Origin of the sequence: Ereboglobus sp. PH5-10 (assembly GCF_029504735.1) — a bacterium.
In the GTDB taxonomy this organism is placed as follows: Bacteria; Verrucomicrobiota; Verrucomicrobiia; order Opitutales; family Opitutaceae; genus Ereboglobus.
The window spans coordinates 127,551-142,620 of the sequence record NZ_JAQFIP010000007.1; the positions used below are offsets into that span (position 1 = coordinate 127,551).

Here is a 15,070-nt window from a genome sequence, read left to right on the forward strand (position 1 = left end):
GGCAAAAGAACATGCCGACTGATGCTGAACTTCTTTGTGCGTATGCCGGAAAACATTCCGAGGCGGCTTTTACCGAATTGGTGGAGCGGCGCGTCGGCTTTGTTTATAACGCGGCGCTGCGCCAGCTGGCGGGCGATGCGCACATGGCGCATGATGTGACGCAAATCGTATTTTCGCTTGTCGCCAGAAAGGCGGCGGCGCTTGCGCGTCACGAGTGTTTGTCCGGCTGGCTTTACACGACGACAACGCATGTGGCCCGGCGCGCACTGCGCGATGCGCGAAACCGGCAAAAACGCGAACAGGAGGCGGTTATCATGAGCGAGATTCAAAAAAGCGAGCCGACCATGCCGGAGGCTGAGTTTGCGAAGTTGCGTCCACTGCTCGACGATGCGCTCGGCGCCTTGCGGGACGGCGAGCGCGAGGCGGTATTGCTGCGTTTTTTCGACAAATGCAGTTTTGGCGAAATCGGCGCAAAACTGAAAATGTCGGAAGACGCCGCGCGGATGCGCGTGACGAGGGCGGTCGAAAAAATGCGCACTGTGTTTGCGAAGCGTGGCGTGACATCCTCGGCCGTGGCGGTGGGAATGTTGATGACGGCGGAGGCGGCGGCGAGCGCGCCTGCGGGGCTTGCCGCGACGGTATCGGCTGGATCACTGGTCTCGGCGGGCGGGACGCTGGCGGCAATCGCGGGTGCCGGCGGCATTATGGCTTTTATGGGTTCCACAAAAATAACAATGGCTGCCTTGGCTGCGCTGTGCATCGCGGCTGGCATGACGTTTTACGGGACGCAACAGGAGCGCGCGGCTGAGGCGAGACTGATGCAGGCAAAAGACGAAAACAGCAAATTGACCGGGCAATTGGCCGCCGCCGAACGAAAGGCGAATATCCAAAGACAACGCACGACCTCCGGCGGCCGCGCGCCGATGGGGAGATCGGCTGAAGAAACCGAGGCTGCGCGTCTCGCTGGGGAAAAACTTTTGGCCGAGCATCCGGAGATCAGGGACAAATTAAAAATGCTCGGAGTTTCCTCAAGTTTTATCAAAGCACATCGTGTGGCGGATGAATTGGAATTGTCCGCAGAGCAGCGCGCAGCGCTGATTGACGCCTGCGCCACCAATTGGAGCATGTCGATGCGTGATGTGCCGGGATACGGAGCGGTTACGCTTGGGGGCAGAAAACCTGGCGATTCGGGGCATTCACGGAAAGAACAGGATGACAGAATTCGCGATTTGTTGGGGGACGATGGATTTGAGAAATACAAGGCGGCGGAGGAGCGGCATTCCAAATATGCGAGGTATTCGCGCACGATGGCGTCGGCGCTTTATTTTACCGAGACGCCTTTGGCGGCGGAACAGGCACGGGCGCTGGAGCGGGTTTGCGCCGACCTGCGGGAAGCGCAGGGCGGCCCCGTTGACAAGGCGGTTTGGTGGGACGCATTGGAGGCGCGGTCGCAGGCGTTTTTGTCAGAAACGCAGATGATCACTTTGCGTAAAATGAAGGAACGCCTTCAGTCGAATTATGAGGGGCAGTTGCGGCAGGAAGAGCAATCGAAACGGCGGAAGAATCGAATAAAATGAAAAGACGCGCCCAAATAAGAAACGCCGTGCTCGTGGTATTCGCGGTTGTCGCGATTGCCGTCGCGGGTGTGTGGACGAAACGCGCGCTGACCGCTAGGTTTGCGCATAACGCGGCGAGCAAGGATTTGGATTCAAAGAATCTCGTGCTCCTTGAGCAGATTCGCCAAGCCGAGGCCGTGCAGCCAGCGGCCGCTTCAGATGCGAAATCGGCGCAAGCGGATGAGGCGCGCAAAGCCCGGGAAGAACGGGGTCGGAAATTGTTCGAGAGTCTCCACACGCGGGCGAAAACCCTCAACGAACGGCTGGAAAACGACAGGGCGTTCGCAGTCAATTATTACGCGGAAAAACGCGCGAATGTTGATCTCAACTACGGGCCGTTTCTTTACTGCATTCGGGCGACCGCCGCGCAGCGCGATGCGATTGCCGAGGCTTTGTTTGCGCGCGACATGCGCCTTGATTTGCTGGACGGACGCGTGCGCGCCGGCGAGTCGCCGCGTGACGACTTGGCCTCACGGAATGCAAGGGAGAATGCCAGCAATGAATTGCGCGAAAACATTGCGACGATTGCCGGCGATGACGCGGCGCAAGCATTTGATCGCTACGAGCGTGCGCGGCCGGCATGGTATTTTGTGAACCAGCTTGCGACGGAGCTGGCCTTCACAACGTCACCCTTGGATTTGAGCCAGGCCGTGAGTTTGGCGTCGGCGATTGCAGGGGGTAGCGAACCGTATCAAAACGGCGGCAAGATGTTTAATCGCAAAATTGACTGGGATCGTGTGGATGCGAAAGCGCGGACATTTTTGGACGACACCCAATTCGAATTTTTTTCCAAGGCGCAGCTCACGGCGCCCGGCGGCGTGATGAGGCAGAGTGACGAGATGCGCCAGGCAATCGACAGACTGCGCCGACAAGGCGAAGAATAAAAAAACGCGAACCGTTGCGGGTTCGTGTTTGGGAAAGAGCAGGGGGCCGAGCTGATGCTCGGCGTTCCCGGGTTGTTTCGCCGCGTCGTCGGAGGCACCGATGCGAATCGCCTTCACGTAAATCCCTAAGTCGGAAGTCGAGGAAATCAACCGTTTGCTGAAGGGGCGTTTCCGGCGAAAAAAATTCACCCACGAGAATTACTTGGCCAAGATTGCCAGATTCCGATTAGTGTTAATCCAAGCAATATAGCGAGGCCGATTGTGGCGAGCCTGTTTCGGTGTTTGTATTGGTTGTATATTATCGCGACCATTCCCGCTGTCGCCACAGCCGCGAGCAACCATTTGAGCAAGTCGCTATATTGCAGCCGGGACATACTGGACAGCGCGGTTTGTCTCGGCGCGAGCGCTGATAATAATGTGACGCCGAAGCCCGTGAGGAATAAACTAACAATATACTGCAACGTGTTGCGGGTTAGGGAGGCGACCAGCATCAGCGCGAGGGCAATCACAAGCAGCTGAGGGAAAAGCAAAACAATTGCCTGCGCATTTTTTGCATCATGAAACCACCCGTTCCCCACAAATCCGCATATTTTTGCCATCGATAGCGACAAAATTGGGGCGATTGCGCAGAACAGGACAACTACTATAAATTTTGATAAAAACAACTGTGCCCCGGACACCGGTCGGGTCATCCAAAATTCCGATGTGCCGGACGGAGGCGCGTCGTGAACGATGAGTGACACAAAACTCACCCACATCACCCATGTCAGGGATCCCAAGAACACCATGTGCATCCCCGCGCCATCTAGAAAATTGTGTGCAAAATATATAAATGCCGCCACCATCCACAACAGGATCAACAAGGCAAACCGGCGCAGGTCCCTATAAACAAAAGCTCGAATGACATTCATAATGTTTTGGTTCCTTTCCTTGAGGCGGCGTTTTTTACCACCACCATATAAATTTCCTTCAATGACATGGGTTGCAGTATGAAAGAGCCCGATGGCCACGCAGTGCGATAGTCGGACTCCGTTTGCGGCGAGAAATCAGTTTCGATCCACCGAGCCTGCGTTCTGACGTGCTCGAATCCGATGCATGTGCGCGGTAGATCAGAAGGTGCTCCGGTGAAGGTTGACGCTTCCACGCGTCGGAATCTCGATCTTAGCGAATCCACCCGCTCGTTTATCAACAGCGCGCCCGATTCTATAATTACTGCCGTTTCAACAAGCCGTTCCACGTCGTCAATATCGTGCGACGAAACGAGTAGCGCCCATTCGCCTGTGCCGGCGAGTTCGAGGATACCGTGCGTGAGCTCGTCGCGCACTACGGGATCGAGTCCGCTGAAAGGCTCGTCGAGCACGATCAGCTTGGGCCGGTAGGCGAGCGAGGAGAGCAGCATCGCCTTCATGCGCATGCCGCGCGAGAGGTGCGCGAGCTTGCGCTCCGGCGGCAGTTCGAAGCGCGCGAGCAGGCGGGTTTCAAGATCAACGTCCCACTTCGGGTAAAGTTTGCGGCAGAAATCAAGAAGACCGCGCACGGTCATTCCGGCGGGGAGCTTTTGGTTTTCGGAAACATAACCGATTTGCTGAAACTCCGCCGGACTGAGTTTGCGCGAGTCCGTGCCGAGCACGGTGGCGCTGCCTCTGGACGGGCGCAGCAGGTTCATGAGTATTTTGAGCGTGGTTGTCTTGCCCGCGCCGTTCGGGCCGAGAAGCGCGCACGCGTCGCTTGGAGAAACGGAGAACGTGAGCGAGCGCACCGCCTCCGTTTTGCCGTAGTTATGGGACAGGTTATGGGTTTCGATTATATTCATGTGGAGGGGGATTATGGGATCACGCGCCGCCGATTTTTTTCCAGTGCTTGTCGATGGCGGCCTTCAACTCGGCGGATGTGATGCCGAGAGCCGAGGCCTCGACGACGAGGCGCTCGATCTCGGCGTTGAGAAATGCCGTCTTTTCCCGGCGGCTGCCGCCGGGCTGCGCGGCGACTGTGGTTCCGACGGCGGGCGTCGCGATGAGTGTGCCCTCGGAGACGAGCGCGGCGACGATTTTGTGCGCGGTGTTCGGGTTTATTTTGAGCTCCATGCTCAGCTGCCTGACCGACGGGAACGGATCGCCCGCAGCGAGCCGGCCGGTGGCAACGGCCTTTTTTACCGCGAACACAACTTGTTCCGCGATGGGCAGGCCGGGTTTGATTTCCACGGGGAAGGGGAGCATGGGATTGTTTTTTGAAAAAACGGGTTGGTTGTCACCTGTTCTACTTGAAGTAGAACAGGTGGGACAGTTTGTGCAAGAAAAAATCACACAAACGTGCCGCGGTCAAAACAACGCCAGGGATCGAAGTTGCGGGCTCCGGGTTTTTATTTGCCTGGGTTCAATACTCCGAAGCTCGCTTCGGCTTGGCTGGAGGGACGACCTTCGTGTCGTCCGGGTTTGGACGCAAAGGTCTTTTGTCGTTCGCGGGCCGGACAGCGCCGGTCCCTCCAACGCCCGGAGATTGCTCCGGGGATCTTTACTGATAAAAAAACGCGAACCGTTGCGGGTTCGCGTTTGGGAAAGGGCGGGGGCCGAGTTGGTGCTCGGCGTGGCCGGCTTACTTTGCCGCGGCTGCGGCGTTGATGAGTTCGAGGAAGCTGCGCGATTCGAGCGCGGCGCCGCCAATCAGGCCGCCGTCGATGTCCTTTTGCGCGAGGAGCTCGGGCGCGTTGGCGGGTTTCATCGAGCCGCCGTAGAGGATGCGGATTTTTTGCGCGAGGGCCTCGCCGTAGAGTTTGGTGAGGAGTTCGCGGATGAAGGCGTGGACTTCCTGAGCCTGCTCGGTGGTGGCGACTTTGCCGGTGCCGATCGCCCAGACGGGTTCGTAGGCAATGACGACGTTTGTGATGTCGTCATTGGACACGCCCTCGAGCCCAACTTCGACTTGGGTTTGCACGACTTTGAGGGTGGTGCCGGCTTCGCGCTCGGCGAGGGTTTCGCCAACGCAGAGGATGGGCTTGAGCTGGTTCTTCAGCGATGCGGTGACCTTCTTGTTAATGAAGGCGTCGGTTTCGCCGAAATAGCTGCGGCGTTCGCTGTGGCCGAGGATGACGTGCGTCGCGAAGAGGTCGCGGAGCATGGCGGCGGAGATTTCGCCCGTGTAGGCGCCGCCGGCCTCGGGGTGCATGTTTTGCGCACCGAGTTTGATGCTGGAACCGTCAACAATTTTGCCGACGGTTTCAAGCGCGGTGAAGGGCGGGCACACGACGATGTCCACGTCCGTGTTGCGGCCCGCGGCGGCGACGATTTCCTGCGCGAGGGGCGCGGCTTCGGTCGCGGTTTTGTTCATTTTCCAATTTCCGGCGATGAGTTTTTTGCGAATCATGATGGTGTAATAATTAGGAGTCAGGAGTTAGAATACAGGAGTCAGGAGATTAAAACAGGGGATGGTGGAGTGGCGATAAGTGGAAAGGATGTCAGGATTCTCGGAGTTTTTAGGATGACGAAGTGGTTTCTTCTGACTCCCGTCTCCTGAACCCTGACTCCTTTCCCCGAAAACGTCAGCTTTCCAAAAACACGACTCCGGGGAGCGCCTTGCCTTCGAGGAATTCGAGGCTGGCGCCGCCGCCGGTGGAGCAATGGGTGACTTTGTCGGCGACGCCGAATTTCTTCGCGGCCGTGGCGGTGTCGCCGCCGCCGATGACGGTGGTCGCCCCCGCCGCGGTGGCCTCGGCGATCGCGGCGGCCTGGGCCTTGGTGCCGTCGGCGAATTTATCGAATTCGAACACGCCGGCGGGGCCGTTCCAGACGATGGTCTTGGAGGCTTTGATCGTTTGCGTGAAGAGTTCGTTGCTCTTGGGGCCGACGTCGAGGCCCATCCAGCCGGCGGGGATGCCGGTTTCGTCGGTGGCGGTTTGCACGCTGGCGTCGGGGGCGAACTTGTCGCCGCAGACGTAGTCAACGGGGAGCACGAGTTGCACGCCCTTGGCCTTGGCTTTCTCGACGAGTTCGGGGACGAGCTTGGCGCCCTCGGCATCGAAGAGGCTGTTGCCGATTTCCATGTTTTGCGCGACCTTCTTGAAGGTGAAGGCCATGCCGCCGCCGATGATGATGGCGTTGGCTTTGTCGAGGAGGTTGTTGATGAGGGGAATCTTGTCCGCGATCTTCGCGCCGCCGAGGATGGCGAGGAGCGGGCGCTGCGGGTTGTCGAGGACCTTGGCGAAGGCGTTGAGCTCGGCCTCCATGAGGAAACCGGCGGCCTTTTCCTTGAGCGCGACGCCGACCATGGAGGAGTGGGCGCGGTGCGCAGTGCCGAAGGCGTCGTTCACATAGATGTCGCCGAGTTTGGTGAGGCTGGCGCGGAAGGCTTCGACGGCGGCCTTGTCGGCCTTGACGGAGGTGCCGTCCTCCTGCTTGGCCTTGCCTTCTTCCTCGATGTGGAAGCGGAGGTTTTCGAGGAGCATGACGTCGCCGGGCTTGAGCGTGGCGGCTTGTTGCTCGACGACGGGGCCGACGCAGTCGTCCGCGAAGAGGACGGGTTTGCCGATGAGTTTTTCGAGTTCGGAGGCGACGGGTTTGAGCGAGTATTTCTCGACGCGCGCGCCGTTGGGGCGGCCGAGGTGGCTCATGAGGACGACGGACGCGCCTTTTTCGAGGGCGTATTTGATCGTGGGGAGCGCGGCGACGATGCGCTGGTTGTTGGTGATTGCGCCGGTGGCCTTGTCCTGCGGGACGTTAAAGTCGACGCGGATGAGAACGCGTTTTCCGGCGAGGTCGAGATCACGAATGGTTTTGAATTTAGGCATGGTAGGAAAAAGAACCTCCAAAAAAGAACGGTAATGGCGGTGCTGGCAAGAATTGGTTGCGGTTTGCTGAAATGCGGTGGTTGAAACTTGGAGGCTATCCCGAGTTGAGATTTTCTGATTTTTCTAACCACGGAGGGCACTGAGAGGCACGGAGAAATCCATGAAAACCCATCGGTGAATTTCTCTCCAGGCTCCGTGCATCTCCGTAATATTACCCCTGAAAGTTCCCTAATTTTAGCACGATCCTCCTATGTCGCACCCCAATAAAATCAAAGACAGATTTAACCGCAGATAAACGCCGATGGACGCAGATTTTCAAACCATCGATTCATAAATTCATTGTTTTCCGTATCTGCGTATATCTGTGTCCACCTGCGTTTAAAAAATCTTCGGTTGCGGCAAAGCCGCTCCGTGTCCTCCGCGATTATGTTTTGTTCAGGGATAAACCTTTGGGCGGAATCATCTTCCCTCGGTTTCCCATCCGGCCTTCTTTGTTCTGACAACAACCGGCGGTGTTTTTCGCATCCGGTCAGTCAAATGCCAGCGATGCGACTTCGCGCAAGGGGAGCGCGGTGATTTTGTCATCGAGGGGGAAATGGTATTCGCCGGGATGCACGATATACAGGTGTTCAAGGCCCAAGTCTTTCGACAAAAGTTTATTGAATATCGACAAGCATGGGTTGCGGTTTTCAAGAACGCAGACTGCCGTTTCAGGTGGATTGAAGTGATGAAGGCAAACTTTCGGCTTGATGAGCTGATTTTCCACGTTTTCTCTTCGCGAATCACGGCGCGCTTCGCCTTTGAATGCAAGTGGAATCCCCCTGCCGGCGCGGCGCCTCTGGCTACGTTCTCTATCTGCCGCCCAAGCGTTAACTAGACCGTCGTGAATTCCGAAAATTATATTGATTTCGTCACGGGCAAGAGCAGGGCGTGAGCCTGGCATCCTCTTCATATGGAGGAGTTAAATAGTGGTCTTTGCTACACATTATCCATGCACCTTATTCCATATTTTGATCACTTCGCCTGTTTCACAATCCCCATAATTTCGAATTCAACTCATTTAAACTCCACTTTCGGTAGACTTTTGACGATTTGCACAGTTTGCATACTGACTGCGATTACGCTTAATAATAGATTGTGCATGTAGGCGGGTTGTTCGTGTTCGCGCGCCCAGTCGTTGGGGTCGTTCACGATGCCGCTCTCCTTGTGGGTCGTGATTTGGTAGCGCTCCATTATCCATTCGATGGCGGATTTGCCGTTGACGATGTATTCGTAGGCTTCGACAGGGATGTTGCGGATGACGCGGTGTTCGTTGTAACGGATGGCGGTTTTGTCGTCTTCTTTGCCGTTTTTCTCGAAGCGCATTTTGGTGACGGCGTAGGTGAGATAATCCGTCTTTTTTCCGGCGAGCGATTTTTCGACGTCGGCTTTTGTTGTCGGTTCGAGGAGTTGGATGACCCCGAAGCGTTCCGTGGCTTCGTGCGCGTAATCCTCGTAGTGCAAATGCAACTCGGCAAGTTCGCGTCCGACTTCGGTGTATTTCCAAAACGCGGCGGAATCCTCGACGAGCGGAATGCGCGGCAGGGATTTTTTTAGGTCGGCGGAAAAGGTCTGTCGGTAGTCGGGATTATGCAGCAGTGCGTAGACGTAATAGAACACGTCTTCCTTGGTGGTTTTCGAACCGTAGTTTTTGCGCACGCGTTGCAGGATGCTGTCGCTGATACCGTCGCGGCGGGCGTAGTGTGCGGCTTGGGGTTCGGCAACTTGATCGAAAAGCGTCGCTTCCTCCTTCTTACGCAAGTCTTCATACCAGTAGAGAGGGAAGCATTGGCCGTTAAACATCAGCTGTATGTCAGGAGTGATATTTGTAATAAAGCAGGAGGATTCTTTATTTCCACCGAGGCCCGGCACGCAAATAACGATGTTTTCTGTTTCGGATGTCGGGAAAAGTTGGGGGATGCGATACGTCATCTCATTCAAATTTTTATCCGAATAGAGATATTGAGCAAAGAACGGACGATACATACTCCGGACAACCCGACCGTCTTTTTTTAGGACATTCCCTTTTTGGGCACCATTGAACAAGGCTCGGCTCCAACTGATTTTCTTCGCGTTCTTTTCGACGAATTCCTCGGCTGAAAGTTTTGGATTGCCGCCAACAGCCGTTTGAAAGGCGGCAACTTGTCCGTTGTAGAAATCTATCAACCCATTCATTTGCCGCCGCAATTGCTCTTGGGATGAAGAATAGGCCCATGCATCGCGTTGGGTTTTTAACCCGCTGGAATAAGTGGTAAAAACGCTGCTGGTTTGGGCATCGAATTTCTTTTCGGAATCAAGGGGAATAAAGCTGTCGAAAGCATCGTTTCGGTGATTGATCCAGTCGCCGTGTTCGTTCGGCAAGAGAGTTTTCCACGGCATATCCGCGCCAGCAAGATCGTGAAACTTTTGGATGATGGAAAGCTTCTCGTCTCGGCTGAGGTAGTCGCCGATATCGTGATAGTGAATGATGGCTTTGCCTTGGTGCCGCGGTTTTTTGACAAGCAAGGTGATGCTGATGGGTGTGCGACTGCCGGAGCCGAAAATTTTGCCGCCCTCCTTGCGTGAAAGTTCACCACTGGTGCGTTGGTTGCCCCGGAGATTGAAAACGTAGATGGCGGAGAATTCGTTTTCGAGGCAGAGGCGGAAACCTGCGGTGCTGTTTCCATCGAGCCATGCGCCATTGCTGACGAAACAGATAATGCCTCCGTGTTCGGGATCGAGGCGGTCTGTGCTCCAGCGGAATGCTTTTATGTAGGAATCATAAAGCGCGTTTTTGTTGGTTGCGTCACTGGCAGCCACGTAGGTGTCGGCGATGCGTTTTTCGAGTTTTGGATAGGCTTGGTTTTGCGCGTTGTCGTTGGCGGATTTTTGTCCGACGGAATAGGGCGGATTGCCGACGATGATGCGGAGCGGCGCTTTGCGTTGGGCGCGGACGCGGGCTGAGTTGGCGGGGAAGATTTCGTCGAGGAAATCCTCGCTTTCCTTGGTTTCGCCGAGCTGGAAGGTGTCGGTGAGGCAGATGCCGTCAAAGGGGACGTAGTCGGAAGTCCCGCCGGTTTTGTTGGCGAGGTCGTGGAAGACGTTTTCGATGTTAACGGAGGCGATGTAGTAAGGCAGGAGGACGATTTCGTTGGCGTGGATTTCCTTCTTGTATTTGCGGAGGAGATTTTTTTGGGAAATGTGTCCGGATTGGAGGAGGCGCGTGATGAAGGTGCCGGTGCCCGTGAAGGGGTCGAGGATGTGGATGTTTTCGTCGTCGAGTTTGCGCGCGAATTCTTTTTCGAGAACGGCGGCGACGGAGTGGATGATGAAATCAACGACGGGGACGGGCGTGTAGACGATGCCGAGTTGCTCGACCATCTTGGGGAAGGCGTTGCGGAAGAATTTGTCGTAGAGTTCGACGATGATGGCTTGCTTGGCTTCGGCGTTGTCGATGTCGGCGGCACGTTGTCGGACGGAGTCGTAGAATTTTACGAGGGTGGCGTCGTCGTCCTCGCTTCGGTTTTCGCGAAGGAGGAAGAGCATTTTCGTCATTTCCTTGGAAACGGGATTGTTTTGAACGAAGGAGTAATTTTCAAAAAGCGCCTCGAAGACGGGTTGCGTGATGAGGTGCTGGGCAAGCATCTCGATGGCGGAGGCGGCGTTGACCGAGGGGTTGATGTTTTTTTGCAGACTGCCGAGAAACTTTCCGAAGGCGGCGTGGTGTTTCGGGGAGTTTTTGACGAGAGCGGTGATGTTTTTGATTTCGCGTTCGGCGATTTGCGCGACGTCCTTCGCCCATTGTTCCCAGTAGCGGCGTTCGCCGACTTTTTCGACGAGCTTGGCGTAGAGAAGTGACTGCATTTGGTCGAACCGCATCGTGAGTTGCCCCGCGGCGTGCTCATGGGCGCCTTTGCCGACACGCTCGGTGCCGTCGGTTGTTTCGGCTTCGCCGTGGGCGGCTCCTCCGATGACGATGCCGAGGGGTTTGTTGCGATTGAGTTCGATTTTGTTGACGGTGGCGGCGAAGCGGTCGTCGTGGGCGCGAAGGGCGTTGAGAACGGTCCAGACGACGGCGTAGGCGGGGTTGTTGCCGAGGGCTTTTTCGCCGGAGACATCGGTGGGCGTGACAATGGGGATGATGATGTAGCCGTATTTTTTGTCGGGTGCGCGGCGCATGACGCGTCCGACGGATTGGACGACATCCACCTGCGAATTGCGGGCGGAAAGGAACATGACGGCGTCGAGTGTGGGAACATCCACGCCTTCGGAGAGGCAGCGGACGTTGGTGAGGATGTGGCAGGGATTGGCGGCGGCGGTGTTTTGTCCGGGGCTTTTGAGCCAGGAGAGTTTTTGTTCGCGGGTAGGCGCCGCCATGGTGCCGTCAACATGGTCGGACGAAACGGTGACGAGTTTTTCCCGCGCGTCGGCGGAGAGGGTTTTGTAGTAAAGCTCACCCATCTGATTGAGGGTGGCGGTGATTTGCTTGGAGGTTTTGATGTTTTGGCAAAAGGCGACGGCAGTCCGCATAAGGGCGGGGTCGGTTTGGCGGGTGATGCCTTTGTCGCCGACGATTTGTTTGCTGAGGGCGTTGATGCAGCCGATGAGTTTGTTGATGTCGGCGGCGGGGATTTCAGTTTTCCCGGCGGCGATCATTTTTTGCGCGGCTTCTGGAAGGTCGCCGTCGTTGACGGTGAGGATGAGGACTTTGTAGTCGGAGAGGAGCCCGCGTTGGACGGCTTCGCCAAAGCCGATGTGGTAGAACTGCGGGCCGTAGAGCGATTCGTCGTCCATGGAGCAGAGCACCATGTCGTTTTCGTCGGCGATTTTTTTGGCGGTTTCGTGATAGAGGCGCGGCGTCGCCGTCATGTAGAGGCGGCGGCGCGCGGAGACAAAGGCGTTGTCGTGAACGCGGACAAAGGCGGATTCGTCCTCATCGGCGAGGGTGACGCCGGTGGTGCGGTGGGCTTCGTCACAAATGATGAGATCAAATATGGCCCTGTTTTGACCGACTTTTTGAGCCCATGCTTTTTGCGCTTTCGCAACGACGGAGATTGATTGGTAAGTGCTGAAAATGACCGTGAGTCCAGGAGTGTTTGTTGCGGCGTCGAGTTGCCGGAGAATAACATGGGCGTCCGTCGATGCGGGTAGCGCGAGATCCACTACGCTGAAACCGCCGGAATCCTCATCCTTTGTTTTTTTCTTGGAGACTTCAGGATCGGAGCAGATACAGATTGCCTTGATGGGATGCGCCGCGTGCGCGCTCCACTCATCAAGAGTTTGGCCAAGGAGCGAGATTGAAGGGACGAGGAATAGAACGGTGCCGGCGCTGTTGGCGTTTTCGAGAGAAAAAGTTTCCGCAATTTTAAGGGATGTGAATGTTTTGCCCGTGCCGCATGCCATGATGAGCTGGCCTCGATCTGCAGTTGAAAAATGTTTCTTCGCGGCGGAAATGGCGTCGAGTTGGTGCGGCTTCGGTTGATGGGCGGGTTTGCGAGCCTTCTCGCCGCTCATGTCGCGGGCAAGTTTGTCCCAGTCAACCGCACTGTTTTGCAAATGTGCCGGAGAAATGCGGGATACTGGTGGGATGCGGTTGTGTATCGCTTCCTCTGCATTTTTCCCCCAGTTGTCGGTCGTGGAAATCCAGAGACAGTGCGCAAATTGGGCAGTCCTTCCCGAGTCATCCACAAAGGATCGGCTGGCGGTCGAGAGAAAGCTGTCCACCTCGGCTTTGTCGATGCGGGCATCGGCAGCGTAACATTTGCACTGAACCGCCCAGTAATCCCCGAGTGTGTCTTGGGCAACCAAATCGATTCCGGTATCCTTGCCACCGAGATCGGCACGGAAGGGGAATTCATTCCAGAGCCAAACATGTTTGAAGCGACCTTCGTATGTGGGATCTGTTTTCAGAAACCGCTGCATAAGACGCTCAAAACGCGCGCCTTTTTCGCGCTCATTGGCCGAATCCGAACGAAAGGTTTCGAGCAGTTGTTTGAAATCGCGACGCCCCACGGCGTCGCCAACAGGATTATGTGCAGACATGGTAAAAGGGCGCGCTTTTGCCGTGTCTGCGGAAGTTCCTTTTGCGGGATTTCCTTGGTGCCCGAATACAAAAAAGGGACGCATTTACTTGCGTCCACCATCGGGCACCTTGGACGGCCCGCAAAAAGAACGCTTTCAATGCGCCCCAATGGGAGCGCATGTCGAGCGCGGCCTTTTTGCTCACGAAATTTCCAAGGTTTCGATGGTGACAGCAGCCGAAGCTACGCGAAATAAGTGTTTTTTATATAGTTATTGGTTCTGTGTTTATTGAAAAAATAGAGGGTATGGACTATAGCAGGGAAAAGGAGAAAAACAAGTAAGCACGGGGACGGTAATAGTGGCAAGAACAGGTTGAGTTTGCCCAAAAAAGGCCAGGGCGTTTTGCGCCCCGGCCTTGGAAGTGAATCGCGCGTTTTTTACGCGTTTTTCGGACCTGATTTTATCAGAGCTTCTCAGCCATTTTCTGGGTGAGCTCGACGACGCGGTTCGAATAACCCCACTCGTTGTCATACCAGCTCACGAGCTTGAAGAACTGCGGGTTCAGCTCGATCGAGGAGCCGGCGTCGAAGATCGACGAGAGCTTGTCGTGGATGAAGTCCGACGAGGCGACTTCGTCCTCGGTGTAGCCGAGGATGCCCTTCATGTAGGTCTCGCTGGCCTTCTTGAGCGCGGCCTTGATCTCGGCGAGCGAGGTGGGCTTGGCGGTCTTGAAGGTGAGGTCGACAACCGACACGGTCGGGGTCGGCACGCGGAACGACATGCCGGTGAGCTTGCCCTTGACTTCGGGGAGCACGAGGCCGACGGCCTTCGCGGCGCCGGTCGTGGAGGGGATGATGTTGATCGCGGCGCTGCGGCCACCCTTCCAGTCCTTCTTGGAGGGGCCGTCCACGGTTTTTTGCGTGGCGGTGTAGGAGTGGATGGTCGTCATGAGACCTTCGGTGAGGCCGAAGCCTTCCTTGAGCATGACGTGCACGATCGGCGCGAGGCAGTTCGTGGTGCAGGAGGCGTTGGAAATGATGTTGTGGTTGGCGTAGTCGATCTTGTCGTCGTTGACGCCGAGGACAACGGTGATGTCCTCGCCCTTCGCGGGGGCGGAGATGATGACCTTCTTCGCGCCGGCGGTGATGTGGCCCTTGGCTTTTTCGGCGTCGGTGAAGAGGCCGGTCGACTCGATGACGAGGTCAACGCCGAGCGCCTTCCAGGGAAGGCCGTCCGGGGTGCGGGCGGAAACGACGAGGATTTCCTTGCCGTTGACAACGAGGACGTCGTCCTCGGCCTTGTCGGCGGCGGATTTCTTGGAGGAAACGGTGCCGGCGAAACGACCCTGCGTGGAGTCGTATTTCAAAAGGTAGGCGAGGTTGTCGGCGGGGACGATGTCACCGACTGCGACGACGTCGAGTGTGGTGCCGAGCAGACCCTGCTCGACAAGTGCGCGGAAGACGAGGCGGCCGATGCGGCCGAATCCATTGATTGCAACTTTGATTGCCATGATTAGCTCCGATTTCTTTCTGAGTGTTGTATTACTGTTTGACTGATGCGGTTTGCGGAAGCGCATCCCGTGATGTGAAACGCAAATAAAATAGCCGCGCGCGCCGCTTGGCAAGGGTTTTGGTTTAAGGATATTTATTCACGTTTTTGCGGCTTGGCGGCGTTTGGCGGCGGCTTCGGCGCAGTTGGAATATCCCGCGCTGTTTCCATTTTGCCAACGCGTGCTTGCATTTTTTTTGCAT

The 15,070-nt window shown here is 56.3% G+C and carries 10 protein-coding genes; 2 read left to right on the forward strand and 8 right to left on the reverse strand.

All coding sequences use genetic code 11. The features are described from left to right. The first annotated feature begins 11 nt into the window (after nt 1-11). Nucleotides 12-1,577 carry a sigma-70 family RNA polymerase sigma factor gene (locus M2447_RS07715; protein ID WP_277558084.1) on the forward strand — a complete coding sequence of 522 codons (1,566 nt, stop codon included), beginning with the start codon at nt 12-14 and terminating at the stop codon, nt 1,575-1,577. A gap of 68 nt (nt 1,578-1,645) precedes the next feature. After that, the gene (locus tag M2447_RS07720) at nt 1,646-2,500 is read left to right on the forward strand and encodes a hypothetical protein (RefSeq protein ID WP_277558085.1); all 855 of its coding nucleotides are present in this window, start codon (nt 1,646-1,648) and stop codon (nt 2,498-2,500) included. Between the two features lie 185 nt (nt 2,501-2,685). Here the strand turns inward: M2447_RS07720 and M2447_RS07725 are convergent, their stop codons facing one another. From M2447_RS07725 to gap, 8 genes are all read right to left on the reverse strand, one after another. After that, nucleotides 2,686-3,411, reverse strand: a complete 726-nt coding sequence (locus M2447_RS07725; RefSeq protein ID WP_277558086.1) for a hypothetical protein — start codon at nt 3,409-3,411, stop codon at nt 2,686-2,688. Beyond that, complete coding sequence (locus tag M2447_RS07730; protein WP_277558087.1) at nt 3,408-4,313, reverse strand: ABC transporter ATP-binding protein; 906 nt, start codon at nt 4,311-4,313, stop codon at nt 3,408-3,410. Before M2447_RS07730 ends, M2447_RS07725 begins: the two co-directional genes overlap by 4 nt. Before the next feature lie 19 nt (nt 4,314-4,332). After that, the gene (locus M2447_RS07735; protein ID WP_277510711.1) at nt 4,333-4,716 is read right to left on the reverse strand and encodes a GntR family transcriptional regulator; all 384 of its coding nucleotides are present in this window, start codon (nt 4,714-4,716) and stop codon (nt 4,333-4,335) included. A 376-nt stretch (nt 4,717-5,092) separates the two neighbouring features. Further along, on the reverse strand, nt 5,093-5,860 hold the full coding sequence (gene tpiA, locus M2447_RS07740; RefSeq protein ID WP_277558088.1) for a triose-phosphate isomerase: 768 nt from the start codon (nt 5,858-5,860) through the stop codon (nt 5,093-5,095). 175 nt (nt 5,861-6,035) lie between these two features. Next, a complete protein-coding gene (locus M2447_RS07745) occupies nt 6,036-7,280 on the reverse strand; it encodes a phosphoglycerate kinase (RefSeq protein ID WP_277558089.1) in 1,245 nt (414 codons plus the stop codon). 529 nt (nt 7,281-7,809) lie between these two features. Next, complete coding sequence (locus M2447_RS07750) at nt 7,810-8,223, reverse strand: hypothetical protein (RefSeq protein ID WP_277558091.1); 414 nt, start codon at nt 8,221-8,223, stop codon at nt 7,810-7,812. Nucleotides 8,224-8,336: 113 nt separating this feature from the next. Next, nucleotides 8,337-13,340 carry a type ISP restriction/modification enzyme gene (locus M2447_RS07755; RefSeq protein ID WP_277558092.1) on the reverse strand — a complete coding sequence of 1,668 codons (5,004 nt, stop codon included), beginning with the start codon at nt 13,338-13,340 and terminating at the stop codon, nt 8,337-8,339. 442 nt (nt 13,341-13,782) lie between these two features. Next, on the reverse strand, nt 13,783-14,829 hold the full coding sequence (gene gap / locus M2447_RS07760; RefSeq protein ID WP_108826444.1) for a type I glyceraldehyde-3-phosphate dehydrogenase: 1,047 nt from the start codon (nt 14,827-14,829) through the stop codon (nt 13,783-13,785). Nucleotides 14,830-15,070 lie beyond the last annotated feature (241 nt).

Excerpts from the sequence above, each read along its gene's own strand:
- M2447_RS07725 (WP_277558086.1), bottom strand. The coding sequence starts at position 3,411 with ATGAATGTCATTCGAGCTTTTGTTTATAGGGACCTGCGCCGGTTTGCC.
- tpiA (WP_277558088.1), bottom strand. The coding sequence starts at position 5,860 with ATGATTCGCAAAAAACTCATCGCCGGAAATTGGAAAATGAACAAAACC.
- M2447_RS07755 (WP_277558092.1), bottom strand. The coding sequence starts at position 13,340 with ATGTCTGCACATAATCCTGTTGGCGACGCCGTGGGGCGTCGCGATTTC.
- M2447_RS07745 (WP_277558089.1), bottom strand. The coding sequence starts at position 7,280 with ATGCCTAAATTCAAAACCATTCGTGATCTCGACCTCGCCGGAAAACGC.
- gap (WP_108826444.1), bottom strand. The coding sequence starts at position 14,829 with ATGGCAATCAAAGTTGCAATCAATGGATTCGGCCGCATCGGCCGCCTC.
- M2447_RS07730 (WP_277558087.1), bottom strand. The coding sequence starts at position 4,313 with ATGAATATAATCGAAACCCATAACCTGTCCCATAACTACGGCAAAACG.
- M2447_RS07735 (WP_277510711.1), bottom strand. The coding sequence starts at position 4,716 with ATGCTCCCCTTCCCCGTGGAAATCAAACCCGGCCTGCCCATCGCGGAA.
- M2447_RS07715 (WP_277558084.1), top strand. The coding sequence starts at position 12 with ATGCCGACTGATGCTGAACTTCTTTGTGCGTATGCCGGAAAACATTCC.
- M2447_RS07750 (WP_277558091.1), bottom strand. The coding sequence starts at position 8,223 with ATGCCAGGCTCACGCCCTGCTCTTGCCCGTGACGAAATCAATATAATT.